This window comes from Klebsiella sp. JN_Kp126 (genome assembly GCF_033843325.1).
GTDB lineage: Bacteria > Pseudomonadota > Gammaproteobacteria > Enterobacterales > Enterobacteriaceae > Klebsiella > Klebsiella michiganensis.
Map to the genome: position 1 here is coordinate 67149 of NZ_JAWXQV010000053.1, position 17349 is coordinate 84497.

Sequence of the window (17349 nt, forward strand, 5' to 3'; positions counted from 1 at the left end):
GATAGCAAACTTTTTTTTCGTTGGCATGAAAACGGTCCTTTGGCAGGACCGCTAGCCGAAACCCATAAACGCTAAAATTATGAATCAATAAGCTGTCTTGAAAGCTGCGGATTCGCCTGGATCAGGCGCATCAGCTTAAGCTCTGTGGGAGAAGGCCTTACGCGTCTCGATTCCCACTCTTGTACCATTGCTACGCTGACGCCCATGGCGTTGGCAAAATCATCTATTTTCAGCCCGGTACCTTTGCGTAGCTGGTCAAATTCAATGCATGCGGCGGGCTTACGCGTCAGCGAGGCCGCCTGAGCCTGATCTTTAAAAATAATTTGTTCAAGGTTGCTCAGCAGTTCAAATGCAGGATCTTTATATTCCATTGAGAACTCCTCTCTTTCATACGGCGGAGGGTGAATTATGTAGAGCCTCTTAAGAATAGTCGGAAAAAAAGGCCAGGAATGCTTACCCTGGTAATTATTTACCACCCGAGGTTCTTTCGCGCCGCGTCGGACGATATAACATGCTGAAAAGTAATAGAGAGAGCCGATAAGCAAATTATTGTAAACAGATAAGAAGAAAAGCGGAAAAGGCCAGCGCGCGCCCGCTGGCCGGTGAGTTACGCCTTTTGGAGCTTCTCCACTTCACCTTGGGCCGCCGGAGGTTGCCGTTGGCCAAGCTTATATTTGACCAGCAGCGCGGTGGCCGACAGGAAGGCCGGGATTGCCAGCAAGGAGAAAATCGTTTCGAAAGAGAGCTGGGCCTGCATCAGGAACGCGCCGCTAAAGGCGCCGAGAATGCCGCCAAAGCGACCAATCCCTAACATCCAGGCCACGCCGGTCGCGCGTCCCTGGGTGGGATAGAAACCGGCGGCCAGCGCAGGCATTGATGATTGCGCGCCGTTCATAATGCTGCCGGCGATAAATACCATTATCCCCATCAGCAGCAGGTTATGGGTCGAGAAACCAACCAGACAAACGAACACGCCGGTCAGCAGCCAGCCCACGGCCACCACTTTGTTTGGGTTGAGCTTATCCATCAGCGCGCCGAGGATAAGCACGCCAACCCCGCCACCCAGCGGGAACAGCGCGGTGATAATAGCGGCCTGGCTCATCGTCGCGCCGGTTTCGCGGATGAGCAGCGGCAGCCAGCTGGTCAGCAAATAGAAGATCAGCAGGCCCATAAAGTAGGTCAGGCACAGCATGACGGTGCCGACGGCGTAGCGCGGTGAGAAAATCACGCCGATGGACGATTTCTCCTTTACCTGGCCCGCTTCGCGTAGTTCAAATTCCGCCTGCTCGGGAACAGGCGCGATGCGGCGCAGGATCGCGGCGATACGCTGGGCAGGCTGGCGTTTGACCACCATATAGCGCGCGGATTCCGGCAGAAGAAAGATCAGCACTACCGCCAGCAGCAGCGGCATCACGCCGCCAAGCACCAGCACGCTTTGCCAGCCGTAATGGGGGATCATCCAGGCGGAGAGGAAGCCGCCCAGCGAGGAGCCCATCGGAAAGCCGACGAACATCAGGTTAACCATCAGAGCCCTACGCCGCTCTGGGGCGTATTCGCTCATCAGCGTCGCGGCGTTCGGCATGGCGGCGCCCAGGCCAAGGCCGGTAAGAAAACGCAGCAACGTCAGCTGGTTAAGGCTGGTAGCAAAGGCGGTCAGCAGGCTGAAGCCACCGAAAACCACGATGGACATAATCAGAACTTTTTTCCGCCCAACGCGGTCGGCGAGCGGTCCGGCGGTCAGCGCACCGACCGCGAGCCCGACTAAGGCGGCGCTCATGACCGGGCCTAACGCCGATTTTTCGACGCCCCATTCCTGCACCAGGTCAGAGGCGATAAAGCCGATTATCGCGGTATCGAATCCGTCCATCGCGACGGTGATAAAACATAAGGCCAGAATCATCCACTGGTATTTCGTGAAGGGATGTTCATTGATAAAAGCCTGAATATCGATGGTTGTTTTCTTCATGCGGCATTCCTGGCAGGCAGAGCGGGGGACAGAGATAGATTATTGTTATCTCCCTCGCGGTCGTTGATGTTGTTTGTGCGATTATCGAACAAAAAGCCGTTAATCGCTCATTTAATAAAATCATCGAACGGCGGTTCAGGCAATGCAGGCGAAAAGGGAAGCGTGCGATTATCGTCCACTTTGCGACCCGTGCAGAAGAGAGAATAGATTAATAATAACAAAATCAATTTGTTAAGCGTTTCAGCCGAATACCGGATGATAGCGGTAATTGTGATGAACTTAACAGCCGACGCGACTGGTCGCTAAAACGCTAAAAAACCGGCTTTCAGGGAGGAAGATTGTCAGGAAAAGGTATCCTGCAAGGCCGACCTGGACTATCCTTGTCAGCGTCTGGCACGTGTGTGTCTGTTTGCGCTTTTTTTGGCTGAAAGGAGTAAAAAAATGGCGACAGGAAAGTCCTGCTCTCGCTGGTTTGCGGCTATTGCGGCCCTGTTAATGGTGGTTAGCCTGAGTGGGTGTTTTGATAAAGAAGGCGATCAGCGCAAAGCGTTTATCGACTTCCTGCAAAATACGGCAATGCGTAGCGGCGAACGTCTGCCGACGCTGACCGCCGATCAGAAAAAACAGTTCGGGCCTTTCGTTTCCGATTACGCGGTGATTTACGGCTATTCACAGCAGGTAAGCCAGGCGATGGATGCGGGTTTACGTCCGGTGGTTGATAGCGTGAACGCGATCCGCGTACCGCAGGATTATGTTACCCAACGCGAGCCGCTGCGTCAGGCAAACGGCGCTTTGGGCGTACTGAGCCAGCAGCTGGAGAACGCAAAAATACAGGCGGATGCCGCCCACGGCGCGCTGAAACAGGGCGACGATCTCAAGCCGGTCTTCGACCAGGTCTATAACAAAGTCGTGACGGCGCCGGCGAATGCGCTACAGCCGTTAATTCCGGCAGCGCAGGTATTTACCCAACAGCTGGTGCAGGTGGGTGATTTTATCGCTCAGCAAGAAACCCAGGTCAGCTTCGTGGCGAACGGTATTCAGTTCCCGACTTCGCAGCAGGCCAGTCAGTACAATACGCTGATTGGGCCGCTGGCCGCTCAGCACCAGGCCTTTAATCAGGCGTGGACCGCGACTGTTAACGCGACGCGTTAACGGCTCTGACAGCCCGGGCAAGGCTTCACCTTAGCCCGGGTTTTCTTTTTTCACTTCTCACTTCACCTGCGGATTCACGCAGTTCTTCTCAACGTTGCCGTTCAGGGCATCAATCAGATTATCCACCGCGCAGGCCGCCATGTTATAGCGGGTTTCATGCGTGGCCGAGCCAATATGCGGCACGGCGACCACGTTTGGCATATTCAGCAGCGGGGAGTCTTTCGCCAGCGGCTCTTGTTCGAAAACGTCGAGGCCGGCGGCATGAATTTCACCTTCCTGCAGTGCGGCAATCAGCGCTTTCTCATCCACCACCGGGCCGCGCCCGGCGTTAATAAAGATGGCCGAGGGCTTCATTTTGGCAAACTGCGCTTTGCCGAACAGATGATGAGTCTCATCGGTCAGCGGCAGGATCAGACAGACAAAATCCGCTTCCTCCAGCAGGGTATCAAGATCGCAGTAGCGGGCGTTGAAGCGCTCTTCTGCCTGAGGGTGCTGGCGGCGGGCATTGTAGAGGATCGGCATACCAAAGCCCGCGTGGGCGCGCTGAGCAAGCGCCATCCCGATACGCCCCATACCGACGATACCGAGGGTTTTATGGTGCACATCGTTGCCAAACCAGTCCGGACCGATGCTTTTGGTCCACTCGCCGGCCTTCACGCGGTTAGCCACCTCAACCACCCGACGCGCGGTGCTCAATACCAGCGCCATCACGGTATCGGCGACGGTCTCGGTCAGTACCGTCGGGGTGTGCATCAGCAGCACTTTACGCGCATTCAGCGCATCGACGTCGAAGTTGTCATAGCCGACGGAGATGGTCGAGGTCGCACGAAGCTTGGGCATTTTCTCCAGTAACGCGGTATCGACTTTTTCGCTGGAACCCAGCAGACCTACCGCTTCAGCGAACGCGTCGGCGTGCTGTGAAACGGTCTCCGGACGCAGGTTTTTCACCTGGGTGACGGTAAAGTGTTGTTCCAGACGCTGTTGCAGGTCGTCGGGAAGCGTTTTGTAGAGAATGACTGACGGCTTCATGCGGTTCTCCGTTGCGTTAAGGTTTCAGGCGTGACGTGCGCCGAGCGGAAGTTTTTGATTATTAGCAGGCTTAACAATCAAAGTAAGCCATACCGAGACGAAAAGCGCCACTCCCATGAAAATGTACGAGGCTGCGGGGCTGCCGGTGGTACCGTTCAGGTAACCGACAAACCATGAGCCGAAGAACGAACCCAGCGCGCCCATGCTGTTAATCAGGGCCATGGCGCCTCCGGCGACGTTGCGCGGCAGCATCTCAGGAATGATGGCGAAGAACGGTCCGTAGGGGGCGTACATCGCCGCGCCGGCAATCACCAGCAGGGTATAAGAGACCCAGAAATGGTTGGCGCCAACGGCCCAGGAACCAATAAAGGCGAAGGCGGCAATCAGCAGCAGCGGCCAGACAAACAGCTTGCGGTTCTGCATTTTATCGGAGGCCCAGGAGACCACGATCATCGCGATGGTCGCCGCCAGATAGGGAACGGATGAGAGCCAGCCGACCTCGACCATGCCCATATTCTCGCCGCCGCTGCGGATAATTGACGGCAGCCACAGAACGAAACCGTAAACCCCGATGCTCCAGGCGAAATACTGCATGCACAGCAGGACAACGTTGCGCGAGCGGAAGGCTTCGCCGTAGTTGCGCACCGGTTTGATTCCCTGCTGTTCACGCTCCAGCTGCTCCTGCAACGCGGCTTTTTCGCTTTCCGCCAGCCAGTTGACCTGCGAAGGTTTGTCTTTTACCAGCACCCACCAGCAGAAGGCCCAAATCACCGCCGGAACGCCTTCGATAATAAACATTTCCCGCCAGCCGAAGGCCTGAATCAGGTAACCGGACACCACCGACATCCACAGCACCGTCACAGGGTTGCCGAGGATCAGGAAGGTATTGGCGCGAGAGCGTTCAGATTTAGTAAACCAGTTGCTGATGTAAATCAGCATCGCCGGCATGACCGCGGCCTCGACGACGCCGAGAATAAAGCGAATCGCCGCCAGCGCGGGAATATTGTGCACCATCCCGGTCAGCGAGGCGCAGGCGCCCCACAGGATCAGGCAGATAAAAATGAGTTTGCGTACGCTGCGGCGTTCGGCGTAAATCGCGCCGGGGATCTGAAAGAAGAAGTAGCCGAGGAAGAACAGCGCCCCCAGCAGGGAGGAGATACCTTTGGTGATCCCCAGATCTTCAGTAATACCGGCCGCCGAAGCGAAGCTGAAGTTAGCGCGGTCGAGATATGCCAGGCTATACGTGATAAACACGATAGGCATGATGTACCACCAGCGTTTTGTTGCATTCGTCGAACTATTCATAGGTTTGCCTCTGTGAGTGAGGTGACGCTCATCATAGAAAAGATCCGTTACGCCGCGCTGCATGTAGGGTACAGAACGGCCTGACGTTGTGCTGAATCTGCTTACTCGCCCAGCGCCTCACGCGTGGGTAAGCCTTCGCTATCGCCCTGGACCTGAATGGCCAGTGAGCCGATTTTGTTTCCGCGTTTCACCGCCTGCGGCAGCGGTTTTCCTTCCAGCAGGGCGCTAATCACCCCGACGGCAAAGCCATCGCCGGCGCCAACGGTATCGACGACGTTATCCACTTTTATCGCCGCAACGGCCCCCTGTTCGCCATCGGCGGTTTTATACCAGGCGCCGTCGGAGCCGGTTTTTATGATGACCGCGCGAACGCCGTGGCTGAGATAAAAGTCCGCAATGGCTTCCGGCGTTTGCTGGCCGGTCAGAATCATGCCTTCTTTCAACCCCGGCAGAACCCAGTCGGCCTGAAACGCAAGGCGGTTAAGCTTCTCGACCATCTCGGCTTCGCTTTTCCAGAGCGTGGGCCGCAGGTTGGGGTCGAACGAAATCGTTTTTCCCTGCGCTTTCATGGTGCGCGCCGCGCGGTCCAGCAGGGCGTATGAGCTTTCCGACAGCGCGGCGGCCACGCCGCTTAAGTGCAGGTGACGGGCGCTGGCGAAGTATGATTCGTTAAAATCATCCGGCGACAGATGGCTGGCGGCAGAGCCTTTGCGAAAATATTCCACGATGGGATCGGTTCCATTTTCGACTTTAGATTTCAGCTGAAAGCCGGTAGCGTAGCGGCCATCGGTGCTCACGCCGCGGGCGTCGATCCCCTCTTTCGCCAGCGCGGTGAGGACGAAGCGGCCAAAGCTGTCCGCGCCGACGCGGCTTACCCAGCCGACGCTTAAGCCGAGGCGGGCCAGCCCGGTCGCGACGTTCAGTTCCGCGCCCGCCACGCGCTTCATAAAATGTTCTACTTCAGCCAGTTCGCCGGTTTCGGTGGCGACAAACATCGCCATGGCTTCGCCTATCGTGATGACATCTAACGCTTTTTGCATAACTTAATCCTCGCGTAACAGGTTGACGTAGCGGCGGGTCACGGCCGTCAGGTCATGGCCAGTCAGCGGAAATTCGATCCCGCGCGGGGCGTCTGCGGGCAGATTGTCGAGCAGCGCCAGCCAGCGCCCGGACGCTTCATCCGGCGGTACGGCGCGAAACTGCGAATGGTGCGGCTCAGCCGCCTTTACATGAATATAGCTGACGGCAGGCGCCAGGTGGCGCGCGGCCTCTTCCGGCGAGTCGCCAACCCACAGCCAGTTGCCCATATCAAAGGTGAGGGTGATCGGCAGCTGGTTAACCCGACAGGCGGCCTTGAAGCGCTGCATCGGCGCCAGCTGGCCGCAGTCGGTTTGATCGTTTTCCACCACCAGCGCCATGCCGCTCTCGCGCAGGATATCGCGCAGGGTGTCCAGATCGTTTTGGTGGGTAAAGCGGCCCAGTGAGAGCTTCAGCCACAGCGCGTTAAGGGTTTGCGCTTCCTGCAAAAAGTCGGCGAGGCGCGGGTTGAGCGAGCCGTCAGCGGTAAACAGGGCTTCCGGCGCGGAATAGCAAACCAGCAGGCCGCGGCGCTCAATATCGGCGGCCAGTTCCGGCAGGTGGTTCAGCTCATCCGCGCTGAACAGTTCCCGGCGGATCTCTACGCCGTCGGCGCCGGAGCCGGCGATAAATGGCAGGACGGCGGACTGCCCGCCCAGCGCTTTAACACGGTCATTCCCGTACGCGGCGGTAACGACAATAATCTTTCTGGCCATCCCAATACTCCCGACGATAATCTGATGCGTTGTTTATTACGCTAGATGGTATCGGTTCCAAAGCAAAGGCCAGGATGTCTAATTTATGATCGCCATCACGAAGGATCGTTAGCGGGAGGTGGAGCCTCTGACGATCAGCTCGCCGGAAAACACCCGTTCGCAGACCGGGTCGTTGCTGCCTTCAATCCGACGCACCACCTGCTCGACGGCGGCGAAGCCAATCTGCCAGGTCGGCTGTTTGAGCGTGGTGATCCCCACGCCCGCCAGTTCGGCCCACTCCAGTTCATCGAAGCCCAGCAGGCCGATATCGCTGCCCCAAATCAGGCCAACGCGTTTAAGGGAGCGTGCCACTTGCAGGGTCAGCGCGCCGTTGGCGGAAATCACCGCCTTGCGCATGCCGCGATGGTGGGAGTGGAAGTGACGCAGGACGTTATCCAGCATCGCGCCATCGTTCAACGGTACTTCGGCGTTTTCCGCGACAATACCGGTATGGCGCAGGAGGGTCTGGCGAAACGCGCTCAGGCGCTCGCGGCGGGTATTGACCGAGCCGAGGGGTTCGCTAAGGAACAGCAGGGCTTCGAAGCCTTTTTCTACCAGGTGTTCGGTGGCGGTGGTGGCGGCCTGGGTATTATCGAGGCCGACGACATCGCAGGCGAATTCCGGAATTTTGCGGTCGATAAGCACCATCGGCAGCGCCGACTGCTGCAGGCGGTTGAGGCCGTCCTCGCGCATCCCGACCGCGTTGACCACGATCCCCTCCACCTGATAGCTGCGCAGCAGGTCGAGATAGTGCAGCTCCTGGTCCAGCTCATTGTTGGTATTACATACCAGAAGGGTAAATCCTTTTTCGCGACAGGCGGCTTCAATGCCGCTGAGCACGTTGACGGAGTAGGGGTTGGTGATATCGGCGATGATCAGGCCGATCAGCCGGGTGCGGCCATGCTTCAGGCCGCGGGCCATCAGGCTGGGACGATAGTCGAGCTCGGCAATGGCTTTTTCAATGCGCCCCAGCAGATCGTCGGAAAGCAGATGCTTCTCGCCGTTCAGATAGCGTGAAATGCTGGTTTTACCGGTCTTTGCGGCTTTCGCCACATCGCTAATGGTTGCTCGCGCCGCTTTCGCCATGGTGGCTTCCTTTGCTGAAATCTGCACACACCTTAGCGCGAAAATTCGCTATATCAAGCATTTTGCCCGGCGAGTCGCCGGGCAAAGAGGGCATTACTGCAGCGGGCTGAGGGTAATTTCAACGCGGCGGTTCTGCGCTTTGCCTTCCGCCGTGCTGTTGCTGGCGATCGGGTTCGCCGGGCCCATACCGGTTGTGCGGATGCGATTAGCCGCCACGCCCTGGGTAATAAGCGCGCTGGCGACGCTCTCCGCGCGCTGCTGAGAGAGGCGCATGTTCAGATCCTGGCTGCCGGTGCTGTCGGTATAACCCACTACGTTAACGGCGGTTTTCTCATACTCTTTCAGCACCATCGCCACGCCGGTGAGGGTATTGGCGCCCGCGGGTTTCAGGTTGGCGCTGCTGCTGTCGAAGGTCACATTGTTCGGCATGTTCAGCACGATATTGTCGCCGTTTCGCGTCACGCTTACGCCGGTTCCCTGCATTTTCTCGCGCAGCTTCGCTTCCTGCACGTCCATATAGTAACCGATACCGCCGCCCAGCGCCGCGCCGGCCGCTGCGCCGATCAGCGCGCCTTTGCCGCGGTCATGTTTGGAAGAGGAGAGCGCCCCAACGCCTGCGCCGACTAACGAACCAATGCCCGCGCCGATCCCGGATTTACCCGCTTCGCGCTCCCCGGTATAGGGATTGGTGGTACAGCCAGAAATGGCCAGTGCGCAGCTAACGACAGCCGCAATCATGAGTACGCGTTTTTTCATCTTATTTCCTTAATCCTTTTTATTCTTTGCCACAGCGACCGTGACGGTTGATTATGACGCCCGAAACCGGAGAAAATTCCGCAGAGAGCATCTCAATTTGTAAATAACATTGAACGGCTGAATAACGTGCCGTCACCACACCTGCTATCGCTGACCAGGAGCCCGCATTGCCAACCTCATCTGCTACCAAAACTATCCTGACCGCAGCCCATTGGGGGCCAATGCTGGTCGAAACCGATGGCGAGAACGTCATCTCTTCGCGCGGGGCGCTTGATACCCCTTTCCCCAACTCGCTGCAAACCGCAGTGCGCGATCAGGTGCATAGCAAAACCCGCGTACGTTATCCGATGGTGCGTAAGGGATTTCTCGCCTCGCCAGAAAGCCCACAAGGCGTGCGCGGGCAGGATGAGTTTGTGCGGGTGAGCTGGGAGCAGGCGCTGGATCTGATTCACGCCCAGCACCGGCGCATTCGCGAAAGCTACGGCCCGGCGTCGATTTTTGCGGGCTCCTACGGCTGGCGCTCAAATGGCGTGCTGCACAAAGCGGCGACGCTGCTCCAGCGCTATATGAGCCTGGCGGGCGGCTATACCGGGCATCTGGGCGATTATTCCACCGGCGCGGCCCAGGCGATCATGCCATACGTGGTTGGCGGTAATGAGGTTTATCAGCAGCAGACCAGCTGGCCAATGGTGTTGGAACATAGCGATGTCGTGGTGCTGTGGAGCGCTAACCCATTAAATACGCTAAAAATTGCCTGGAACGCTTCCGATGAGCAGGGCATCCCGTGGTTCGATCGTCTGCGTCAGAGCGGGAAGCGGGTGATCTGCATCGATCCCATGCGATCGGAAACGGCGGAATTCTTTGGCGACGCGGCGGAGTGGATCGCCCCGCATATGGGCACCGACGTGGCGCTGATGCTCGGTATCGCCCATACGCTGGTGGAAAACGGCTGGCAGGATGACGCGTTTTTGGCCCGCTGCACCAGCGGCTATGACGTTTTCGCCCGCTATCTGACCGGGGAGAGCGACGGAACGGCAAAAACGGCGGAATGGGCGGCGGCGATCTGCGGCATTAGCGCGGAGAAAATTCGCGAACTGGCACAACTATTCCACGAAAACACCACCATGTTGATGTCCGGCTGGGGAATGCAGCGCCAGCAGTTTGGCGAACAAAAACACTGGATGCTGGTGACCCTTGCCGCCATGCTCGGCCAGATAGGCACCCGGGGCGGGGGCTTTGGCCTTTCCTATCACTTTGCCAACGGCGGCAACCCTACGCGCCGCGCGGCGGTGCTGGCCTCAATGCAGGGCAGCGTGGCGGGCGGGACCGATGCAGTGGAAAAAATCCCGGTCGCGCGTATCGTTGAAGCGCTGGAAAACCCCGGAGCGTCTTATCAACATAACGGTATGGAACGCCGCTTCCCGGATATCCGCTTTATCTGGTGGGCGGGCGGCGCCAACTTTACCCACCATCAGGATACCAACCGGCTGATCCGCGCCTGGCAAAAACCGGAGCTTATCGTCATTTCCGAATGCTTCTGGACCGCCGCGGCGCGCCATGCCGATATCGTGCTGCCCGCGACGACCTCATTTGAACGCAACGATATGACCATGACCGGCGACTACAGCAACCAGCATCTGGTGCCGATGAAGCGGGTGGTCGCGCCGCGCGATGAAGCGCGCGATGATTTCGAGGTCTTCGCCGACCTCAGCGAGCGCTGGGAAGCGGGCGGTCGGGAGCGCTTCACCGAGGGTAAAAACGATCTGCAGTGGCTGGAGACGTTTTACCAGATTGCCGCCCAGCGCGGGGCGGCGCAGCAGGTTACGCTGCCGCCGTTCGCCCAGTTCTGGCAGGATAATCAGCTGATTGAAATGCCGGAGAACCCTGAAAACGCGCGCTTCGCCCGCTTTGCCGCCTTCAGGGCCGATCCGCAGGCGAATCCGCTGAAAACCGCCAGCGGTAAAATTGAAATTCACTCGCCGACCATCGCCGGGTTTGCTTATCCGGATTGCCCGCCGCACCCTATGTGGCTGGAGCCGGACGAATGGCACGGCAATGCGCAGGAAGGCCAGCTCCAGGTGCTGTCAGCGCATCCGGCGCACCGCCTCCACAGCCAGCTCAACCATACGTCGCTGCGCGAACAGTACGCGGTGGCGGGTCGTGAACCGTTAACCCTTCATCCGCGCGATGCGCAGGCGCGCAATATCGCCGATGGCGATCTGGTGCGGGTATGGAATTCACGCGGCCAGGTGCTGGCCGGCGCGGTAGTGACCGACGGCATTCGTCCCGGGGTTATCTGCTTGCACGAAGGAGCATGGCCCGATCTCGACCCTCAGGCGGGGATCTGCAAAAACGGTGCGGTGAACGTGCTGACCAAAGATATTCCGACATCGCGGCTGGGTAACGGCTGCGCCGGAAATATGGCGCTGGCCTGGCTGGAAAAGTATACCGGGCCCGAGCTTACGCTGACGGCATTTGATCCGCCGACCAATGCATAATCCAGGTCGGATGCTGGGTTTCATCCTGCCATGCGCAGTCTTCAATGCGGAAGCCCTGCGCATGGTAGAAATTCACCGCCTGAACGTTTTTCTGGTATACCTCAAGGGTTAGCCAACCGTAGTGTTTTTTGACTTCGCCGATCAGCGCGCTGCCGATACCCTGCCTGGCGGCATCCGGCGCGACGAACAGCGCGCCGATGAAGCGTGACTCCATCACGCTGATAAAACCCTTCAGCACGCCGTCCTGCTCCCATACCCAGGTTTGCGCGGAGGGCAGGTAAACGTCGCGCACTACCGCCAGGCTGTCATGCCAGTAGCTTTCGGCGATAAACGGATGCGCGTGGATCGTACTCTCAAGCCACAGCTCGAGCAGTGGGCCGGTTTCGTTAGCGTCCCAGTTACGAATCATCCTGGCCTCCTGAGCGACAGAAACAGTCGATGACGTGGTCGTTGACCAGACCGCAGGCCTGCATAAAGGAGTAGCAGATAGTGGAGCCGACAAACTTAAAGCCCCGTTTTTTCAGCGCTTTCGACAATGCGTCAGAAGCCGGGGTGGTTGTCGGGATCTCCGCCAGCGTGGCGGCGGCCGTCACCTGGGGGTGATTATCGACGAATGACCAGACGAAATCTGCGAAAGGTTCGCCATTTTTTTCCATCGCCAGGAAGGCGCGGGCGTTGCCGATGATGGCCTGAATTTTACCGCGATGGCGAATAATACCGGCGTCGAGAACCAGACGTTCAATGTCTTCTTCGTCCATTGCCGCGACGCGAACCGGATCAAACTGGTGAAAAGCGCGGCGGTAGTTTTCACGCTTTTTCAGCACGGTGATCCACGACAGTCCGGCCTGCTGGCCTTCGAGACAAATCATCTCAAACAGCTTGCGGGGATTCTTTTCAGCAACGCCCCACTCCTTATCGTGGTACTCAATGTATAAAGGATCCTGACTGACCCATCCGCAACGTTGCATCTGTCTCTCCCTTTTGTGATAAAAACTCAGTCGTTCAACTTGACGGCTGAAAGATAAAGATAATAGTTAATACAGGGTTATTATTCCCCAAGCAGGGATAGGACACCCATAAAAAAAACACAGCAACCTTGCCGTTTCGGCTCTTTTTGGAGTCGCATTAATGATAATAAAGAAATGCAATGGCCTCCGGGTATTCCTGGTCCCGGCGTGCGTATCCGTCTGGGCGTCGTGTGTTGCCGGGGCGAATGCCTGGCAACAGGAATATATCGCTATCGATACAAAAAGTAATACTGCGGAACGCTATACATGGGACAGCGATCACCAACCGCGCTATGAAGATATTCTCGCGGAGCGGATAAATGCGTCCGACGATCCTTCCGGACTGGCGTTTAATCAGGCGGTCTCTCCGGTGGATAGCGCACGCGGTATGAGCGTCGGCTGGAATTTCTCTCTGACCGAGGGGATGACGTCCGGCCCGGTCGCCAGTTTACATTCCGATCTGACGTCGCCGCCGCTTACCCGCAATGCGGCCGGAACCGGCTATGTGAATACGCTGGGCTGGCGGGTCGATTATCAGAAGCTATGGGGCGTACATCCGTGGGCTCAGGTGAGCTATAACCAGGAGTTGACGACGGATTTCGGCGGGGCGAACCGCGCTCAGGACGGGGCCTGGCGGGACGTGACGCTGGGCGCAGATATGTCGCTCAACTCCCATCTTGCCGCCTGGGCGGCGCTGTCCCAGGCGGACAATTTACCCACCGGGGCAAACTATCTCTATTTAATGGGCGTGAGCGCCAATTTTTAATTTATTGCGGATACGCTGGCGGCGCTTGTGATTCGGCTCATCCCTGAGCCTCACCCGGATGGGGCTGCGGCATGCCGCCATTCTGCCACTCGAGTTATTCAGGCTAAATATGTAGCATAGTTGATACGTTTAATTTACTTTATCATTACAGTAATGACGCATCTTCCAGCGGTAGCGGGCACTAACTTTCCGATAAATCGTTAAGGCGTGAATGTTTTGCAATGTCATTCATTCCGCCTTTAATGCATTTCATTCCGCGGTAGCGGCAGCTCATGCCTTTTTTCCCCAGACTTACAGGGGACTTCGTTATGGTGGCGGCAGTTAATTATTCAGGACAACTGCTATGAACGCTGCAAACCGTCAATACACCCGCTGGCTTACGCTGCTCGGCACTATCATTACGCAATTTGCGCTGGGATCGGTTTATACATGGAGTTTGTTCAATAGTTCGCTTTCCGCCAAGCTGGACGAACCGGTAAGCCAGGTGGCGTTTTCATTCGGCCTGTTAAGCCTCGGTCTGGCGCTCTCTTCATCCGTGGCAGGTAAATTACAGGAACGTTTCGGCGTTAAACGCGTCACCATGGCTTCCGGCGTCCTGCTGGGCCTCGGATTCTTCCTTACCGCGCATTCAAACAGCCTGATGATGCTGTGGCTGAGCGCGGGTCTGCTGGTTGGGCTGGCCGACGGTGCTGGCTATTTGCTGACGCTGTCGAACTGCGTCAAATGGTTCCCGGAACGTAAGGGACTGATTTCGGCTTTTTCCATCGGTGCTTATGGGCTTGGCAGCCTGGGTTTTAAATTTATTGACTCCCATCTGCTGGCGACGGTCGGCCTGGAAAAAACCTTTATTATCTGGGGCGCTATCGTGCTGGTGATGATCGTTTTTGGCGCGACGCTGATGACAGACGCCCCGAACCACACCGCTACCGCCAACAACGGCGTCGTCGAAAATGACTTCACCCTCGCCGAATCGATGCGTAAACCTCAGTACTGGATGCTGGCGGTGATGTTCCTGACCGCCTGCATGAGCGGCCTGTACGTGATTGGCGTGGCGAAAGACATCGCCCAGGGGATGGTGCACCTCGATGTTGCGACGGCCGCCAACGCGGTGACGGTGATCTCTATCGCTAACCTGAGCGGGCGCCTGGTTCTGGGCATTCTGTCCGATAAAATGTCCCGCATCCGGGTGATTACCATCGGACAGGTTGTCTCGCTTATCGGTATGGCGGCGCTGCTGTTCGCTCCGCTGAACGCCATGACGTTCTTCGCCGCTATCGCCTGCGTGGCCTTTAACTTCGGCGGTACGATTACCGTCTTCCCGTCGCTGGTCAGCGAGTTCTTTGGCCTCAATAACCTGGCGAAAAACTACGGCGTGATTTATCTCGGCTTTGGTATCGGCAGCATCTGCGGTTCGCTGATTGCTTCCCTGTTCGGCGGTTTCTACGTGACCTTCTGCGTCATCTTTGCGCTGCTGATTCTCTCTCTGGCGCTTTCGACAACGATTCGTCAGCCGAAAAGTGAAATTTACCACCAGGCTCACGCCTGAAACCGGGTGTTATCCCGGCCCCGATGATTAATTACCTAAGCTAATAGTGCCAATCCAACCAAATGTTTTGTAAATGTTTGGTTGGATCACATTCCCTCCTGATACTTTTTCCTTCCGCTGTGGTCTACTTATCGCGCTTTGTAGAGGTTTCTTATAACCAAGCTAAACGCACTTTATTAACCTGCTTACTTATATCGCTTAAGTCGGGCGGTTTTATCTCTTCGTTTTCCAGGTTTTTTGCATGAAATACATTAAAACGATGACGCAGCTGAAGCTCAGTATCTGGCTGGCGCTGTACATCGGCTGGTTTATGAACGCTGCCGTATTCTTCCGCCGCTTCGAGGGGTACGCTCAGGAGTTTACCATCTGGAAAGGACTCTCAGGTGCAGTTGAGCTGATAGGGACCTTTCTGGTCACCTTCTTTCTGCTGCGTATTTTGTCGCTGTTTGGCCGCCGGGTCTGGCGTATTCTCGCGACCATCGTCGTACTCTTCTCCGCCGCCGCCAGCTATTACATGACCTTCCTGAACGTGGTGATCGGCTACGGGATTATTGCCTCGGTGATGACCACTGACATCGACTTGTCCAGAGAGGTTATCGGCTGGCACCTGATTCTCTGGCTGGTGCTGATGAGCGCGCTGCCGCTGGTGCTTATCTGGAGCAACCGCTGTCGCTTCACCCTGCTGCGTCAAATTCGTACGCCCGGCCAGCGGATGAAGAATATTACTATCGTGCTGCTGGCTGGCCTGATGGTCTGGGGCCCTATTCGCTTGCTGGAGGTTCGTCAGAAGAACTTTGAGCGCAGTTCCGAAGTCGATCTGCCAAGCTATGGCGGGGTGGTGGCTAACTCCTATCTGCCGTCTAACTGGCTATCAGCGCTGGGGCTTTACGCGTGGGCGCAGGTGGACGAGTCTTCCGATAATAAATCCCTGATCAATCCGGCGAAAAAATTCACCTACGTTGAGCCGCAAGGGCTGGATGATACTTACGTGGTGTTTATCATCGGCGAAACCACCCGCTGGGACCATATGGGCATCCTGGGCTATAGCCGCAATACCACGCCTAAGCTGGCGCAGGAAAAAAACCTGGTCGCTTTCCGCGGATACTCCTGCGATACCGCCACGAAGCTGTCGCTGCGCTGTATGTTCGTTCGTCAGGGCGGGGCGGATGATAACCCGCAGCGGACGCTGAAAGAACAGAACGTCTTTGCCGTCCTGCACCAGCTCGGCTTTACCGGCAACCTGTACGCCATGCAGAGCGAGATGTGGTTCTACAGCAACACGATGGCGAACAATATCGCCTATCGCGAGCAGATTGGCGCTGAGCCGAGTAACCGCGGCAAGAGCGTTGACGACATGCTGCTGGTGGATGAAATGAAGCGCGGTCTGGCGAAGAATCCCAATGGTAAGCACCTGATTATTCTGCATACCAAAGGATCGCACTTTAACTATACCCAGCGCTATCCGCGCAGCTTTGCGCAGTGGAAGCCGGAGTGCGTCGGCGTCGATAATAAATGCTCGAAGGCTGAGCTGATTAACTCGTACGATAACAGCGTGACCTACGTCGATCACTTTATCGTCAGCGTGCTGGATCAGCTGCGGGACAAGAAGGCGATTGTTTTCTATGCGGCCGACCACGGCGAGTCCATCAACGAGCGCGAACACCTGCACGGTACGCCGCGCAAGATGGCGCCGCCGGAGCAGTTCCGCGTGCCGATGCTGGTGTGGATGTCGGATAAGTATCTGGCGTCGCCCGACCACGCAGCTTCTTTTGCGCACCTGAAGCAGCAGGCGGCCATGAAGGTACCGCGTCGTCACGTAGAGCTGTATGACACCATTATGGGCTGCCTTGGCTATACTTCGCCGGACGGCGGGATTAACCAATATAACAACTGGTGCCACGTTCCTGACGCTGCGGCGAAGAAGGAGTAGCAGAGTGGCGAGTTTCTCGCCGCTTGAGCGACTTTTTCATAATAAGGCATTGACGGGTGTGTATCGCAGCAGTAAGATGCGCCCGCATTCGGTGATTGGCGCAGCCTGGTAGCGCACTTCGTTCGGGACGAAGGGGTCGGAGGTTCGAATCCTCTATCACCGACCAAATTCGAAAAGCCTGCTCAACGAGCAGGCTTTTTGCATCTGAGGTTTGTGAGGATGAGAACCTCCGGGGGTAGAGGTTCGACTCGAGCGGAGCGAGAGAACGTTGCGACAGCAACGGCCCGCAGGGCGAGTCACGTAGTGGCGAGTTATCCTCTATCACCGACCAAATTCGAAAAGCCTGCTCAACGAGCAGGCTTTTTTGCATCTGTCGTCCTTACAGATGGGCAGCATCGTTTCCGGGAAATCCAGCCGCACCGCACACCGCTCCCGGGGGCGGCGCAAAGCGCCTTGCCCGGGCTACGGGTTCAGCG

At 57.1% G+C, this 17349-nt stretch carries 15 protein-coding genes, 1 tRNA gene and 1 other RNA gene; 7 read left to right on the forward strand and 10 right to left on the reverse strand.

What is annotated here, in order from left to right; translation table 11 throughout:
• Positions 1–77: 77 nt before the first annotated feature.
• Together SIK97_RS11000 and SIK97_RS11005 are read right to left on the reverse strand one after the other, a co-directional pair.
• Entirely contained in the window at positions 78–371 is a 294-nt protein-coding gene (locus SIK97_RS11000; protein WP_004106774.1) for an HTH-type transcriptional regulator, read from the reverse strand.
• A gap of 236 nt (positions 372–607) precedes the next feature.
• Entirely contained in the window at positions 608–1966 is a 1359-nt protein-coding gene (locus SIK97_RS11005; protein ID WP_057173469.1) for an MFS transporter, read from the reverse strand.
• Positions 1967–2407: 441 nt separating this feature from the next.
• Here SIK97_RS11005 and SIK97_RS11010 point away from each other — a divergent pair, with 441 nt between their 5' ends.
• Positions 2408–3118, forward strand: coding sequence for a DUF3053 domain-containing protein (locus SIK97_RS11010; protein WP_057173468.1), 711 nt, complete (start codon positions 2408–2410; stop codon positions 3116–3118).
• A gap of 57 nt (positions 3119–3175) precedes the next feature.
• Here SIK97_RS11010 and ghrB read toward each other — a convergent pair whose 3' ends face one another.
• The 6 genes from ghrB to SIK97_RS11040 form a co-directional block, all read right to left on the reverse strand.
• Positions 3176–4147, reverse strand: coding sequence for a glyoxylate/hydroxypyruvate reductase GhrB (gene ghrB / locus SIK97_RS11015; protein ID WP_009652700.1), 972 nt, complete (start codon positions 4145–4147; stop codon positions 3176–3178).
• A 24-nt stretch (positions 4148–4171) separates the two neighbouring features.
• Positions 4172–5452: an MFS transporter gene (locus SIK97_RS11020; protein ID WP_004855346.1), complete on the reverse strand. Its 1281-nt coding sequence runs from the start codon at positions 5450–5452 to the stop codon at positions 4172–4174.
• 101 nt (positions 5453–5553) lie between these two features.
• The gene (locus tag SIK97_RS11025; RefSeq protein ID WP_004855344.1) at positions 5554–6492 is read right to left on the reverse strand and encodes a sugar kinase; all 939 of its coding nucleotides are present in this window, start codon (positions 6490–6492) and stop codon (positions 5554–5556) included.
• 3 nt (positions 6493–6495) lie between these two features.
• Positions 6496–7245 carry a sugar phosphate isomerase/epimerase family protein gene (locus SIK97_RS11030; protein WP_047722829.1) on the reverse strand — a complete coding sequence of 250 codons (750 nt, stop codon included), beginning with the start codon at positions 7243–7245 and terminating at the stop codon, positions 6496–6498.
• A 108-nt stretch (positions 7246–7353) separates the two neighbouring features.
• Complete coding sequence (locus SIK97_RS11035) at positions 7354–8370, reverse strand: LacI family DNA-binding transcriptional regulator (protein ID WP_004855337.1); 1017 nt, start codon at positions 8368–8370, stop codon at positions 7354–7356.
• A gap of 93 nt (positions 8371–8463) precedes the next feature.
• A complete protein-coding gene (locus SIK97_RS11040; RefSeq protein WP_057173467.1) occupies positions 8464–9126 on the reverse strand; it encodes an OmpA family lipoprotein in 663 nt (220 codons plus the stop codon).
• 167 nt (positions 9127–9293) lie between these two features.
• Between SIK97_RS11040 and SIK97_RS11045 the strand changes: the two genes are divergently transcribed.
• A complete protein-coding gene (locus tag SIK97_RS11045) occupies positions 9294–11624 on the forward strand; it encodes a molybdopterin guanine dinucleotide-containing S/N-oxide reductase (RefSeq protein ID WP_057173466.1) in 2331 nt (776 codons plus the stop codon).
• On the opposite strand, the gene SIK97_RS11050 is transcribed toward SIK97_RS11045, so the two are convergent.
• On the reverse strand, positions 11587–12033 hold the full coding sequence (locus SIK97_RS11050) for an N-acetyltransferase (RefSeq protein WP_057173465.1): 447 nt from the start codon (positions 12031–12033) through the stop codon (positions 11587–11589). The genes SIK97_RS11045 and SIK97_RS11050 overlap by 38 nt on opposite strands.
• Positions 12023–12592, reverse strand: coding sequence for a DNA-3-methyladenine glycosylase I (tag, locus tag SIK97_RS11055; protein ID WP_025106795.1), 570 nt, complete (start codon positions 12590–12592; stop codon positions 12023–12025). The genes SIK97_RS11050 and tag overlap by 11 nt, the downstream gene beginning before the upstream one ends.
• A gap of 160 nt (positions 12593–12752) precedes the next feature.
• Between tag and SIK97_RS11060 the strand changes: the two genes are divergently transcribed.
• From SIK97_RS11060 to SIK97_RS11080, 5 genes are all read left to right on the forward strand, one after another.
• On the forward strand, positions 12753–13397 hold the full coding sequence (locus SIK97_RS11060; RefSeq protein ID WP_014227192.1) for a lipase: 645 nt from the start codon (positions 12753–12755) through the stop codon (positions 13395–13397).
• A gap of 343 nt (positions 13398–13740) precedes the next feature.
• Positions 13741–14943 (forward strand): MFS transporter, encoded by a 1203-nt coding sequence (locus SIK97_RS11065; protein ID WP_014227191.1) that lies wholly within the window; start codon positions 13741–13743, stop codon positions 14941–14943.
• A 241-nt stretch (positions 14944–15184) separates the two neighbouring features.
• A complete protein-coding gene (gene eptB / locus SIK97_RS11070; protein ID WP_032751647.1) occupies positions 15185–16873 on the forward strand; it encodes a kdo(2)-lipid A phosphoethanolamine 7''-transferase in 1689 nt (562 codons plus the stop codon).
• Positions 16874–16962: 89 nt separating this feature from the next.
• A tRNA-Pro gene (locus SIK97_RS11075) sits at positions 16963–17039 on the forward strand.
• 33 nt (positions 17040–17072) lie between these two features.
• Positions 17073–17204: non-coding RNA, RtT sRNA (locus SIK97_RS11080), on the forward strand.
• Positions 17205–17349: the final 145 nt, after the last annotated feature.

What these genes read in the sequence shown, in the direction of transcription:
- SIK97_RS11050 (WP_057173465.1), bottom strand. Translation starts at nt 12,033, where the DNA reads ATGATTCGTAACTGGGACGCTAACGAAACCGGCCCACTGCTCGAGCTG.
- SIK97_RS11025 (WP_004855344.1), bottom strand. Translation starts at nt 6,492, where the DNA reads ATGCAAAAAGCGTTAGATGTCATCACGATAGGCGAAGCCATGGCGATG.
- ghrB (WP_009652700.1), bottom strand. Translation starts at nt 4,147, where the DNA reads ATGAAGCCGTCAGTCATTCTCTACAAAACGCTTCCCGACGACCTGCAA.
- SIK97_RS11035 (WP_004855337.1), bottom strand. Translation starts at nt 8,370, where the DNA reads ATGGCGAAAGCGGCGCGAGCAACCATTAGCGATGTGGCGAAAGCCGCA.
- SIK97_RS11010 (WP_057173468.1), top strand. Translation starts at nt 2,408, where the DNA reads ATGGCGACAGGAAAGTCCTGCTCTCGCTGGTTTGCGGCTATTGCGGCC.
- tag (WP_025106795.1), bottom strand. Translation starts at nt 12,592, where the DNA reads ATGCAACGTTGCGGATGGGTCAGTCAGGATCCTTTATACATTGAGTAC.
- SIK97_RS11005 (WP_057173469.1), bottom strand. Translation starts at nt 1,966, where the DNA reads ATGAAGAAAACAACCATCGATATTCAGGCTTTTATCAATGAACATCCC.
- SIK97_RS11000 (WP_004106774.1), bottom strand. Translation starts at nt 371, where the DNA reads ATGGAATATAAAGATCCTGCATTTGAACTGCTGAGCAACCTTGAACAA.
- SIK97_RS11040 (WP_057173467.1), bottom strand. Translation starts at nt 9,126, where the DNA reads ATGAAAAAACGCGTACTCATGATTGCGGCTGTCGTTAGCTGCGCACTG.
- SIK97_RS11020 (WP_004855346.1), bottom strand. Translation starts at nt 5,452, where the DNA reads ATGAATAGTTCGACGAATGCAACAAAACGCTGGTGGTACATCATGCCT.
- SIK97_RS11030 (WP_047722829.1), bottom strand. Translation starts at nt 7,245, where the DNA reads ATGGCCAGAAAGATTATTGTCGTTACCGCCGCGTACGGGAATGACCGT.
- SIK97_RS11060 (WP_014227192.1), top strand. Translation starts at nt 12,753, where the DNA reads ATGATAATAAAGAAATGCAATGGCCTCCGGGTATTCCTGGTCCCGGCG.
- SIK97_RS11065 (WP_014227191.1), top strand. Translation starts at nt 13,741, where the DNA reads ATGAACGCTGCAAACCGTCAATACACCCGCTGGCTTACGCTGCTCGGC.
- eptB (WP_032751647.1), top strand. Translation starts at nt 15,185, where the DNA reads ATGAAATACATTAAAACGATGACGCAGCTGAAGCTCAGTATCTGGCTG.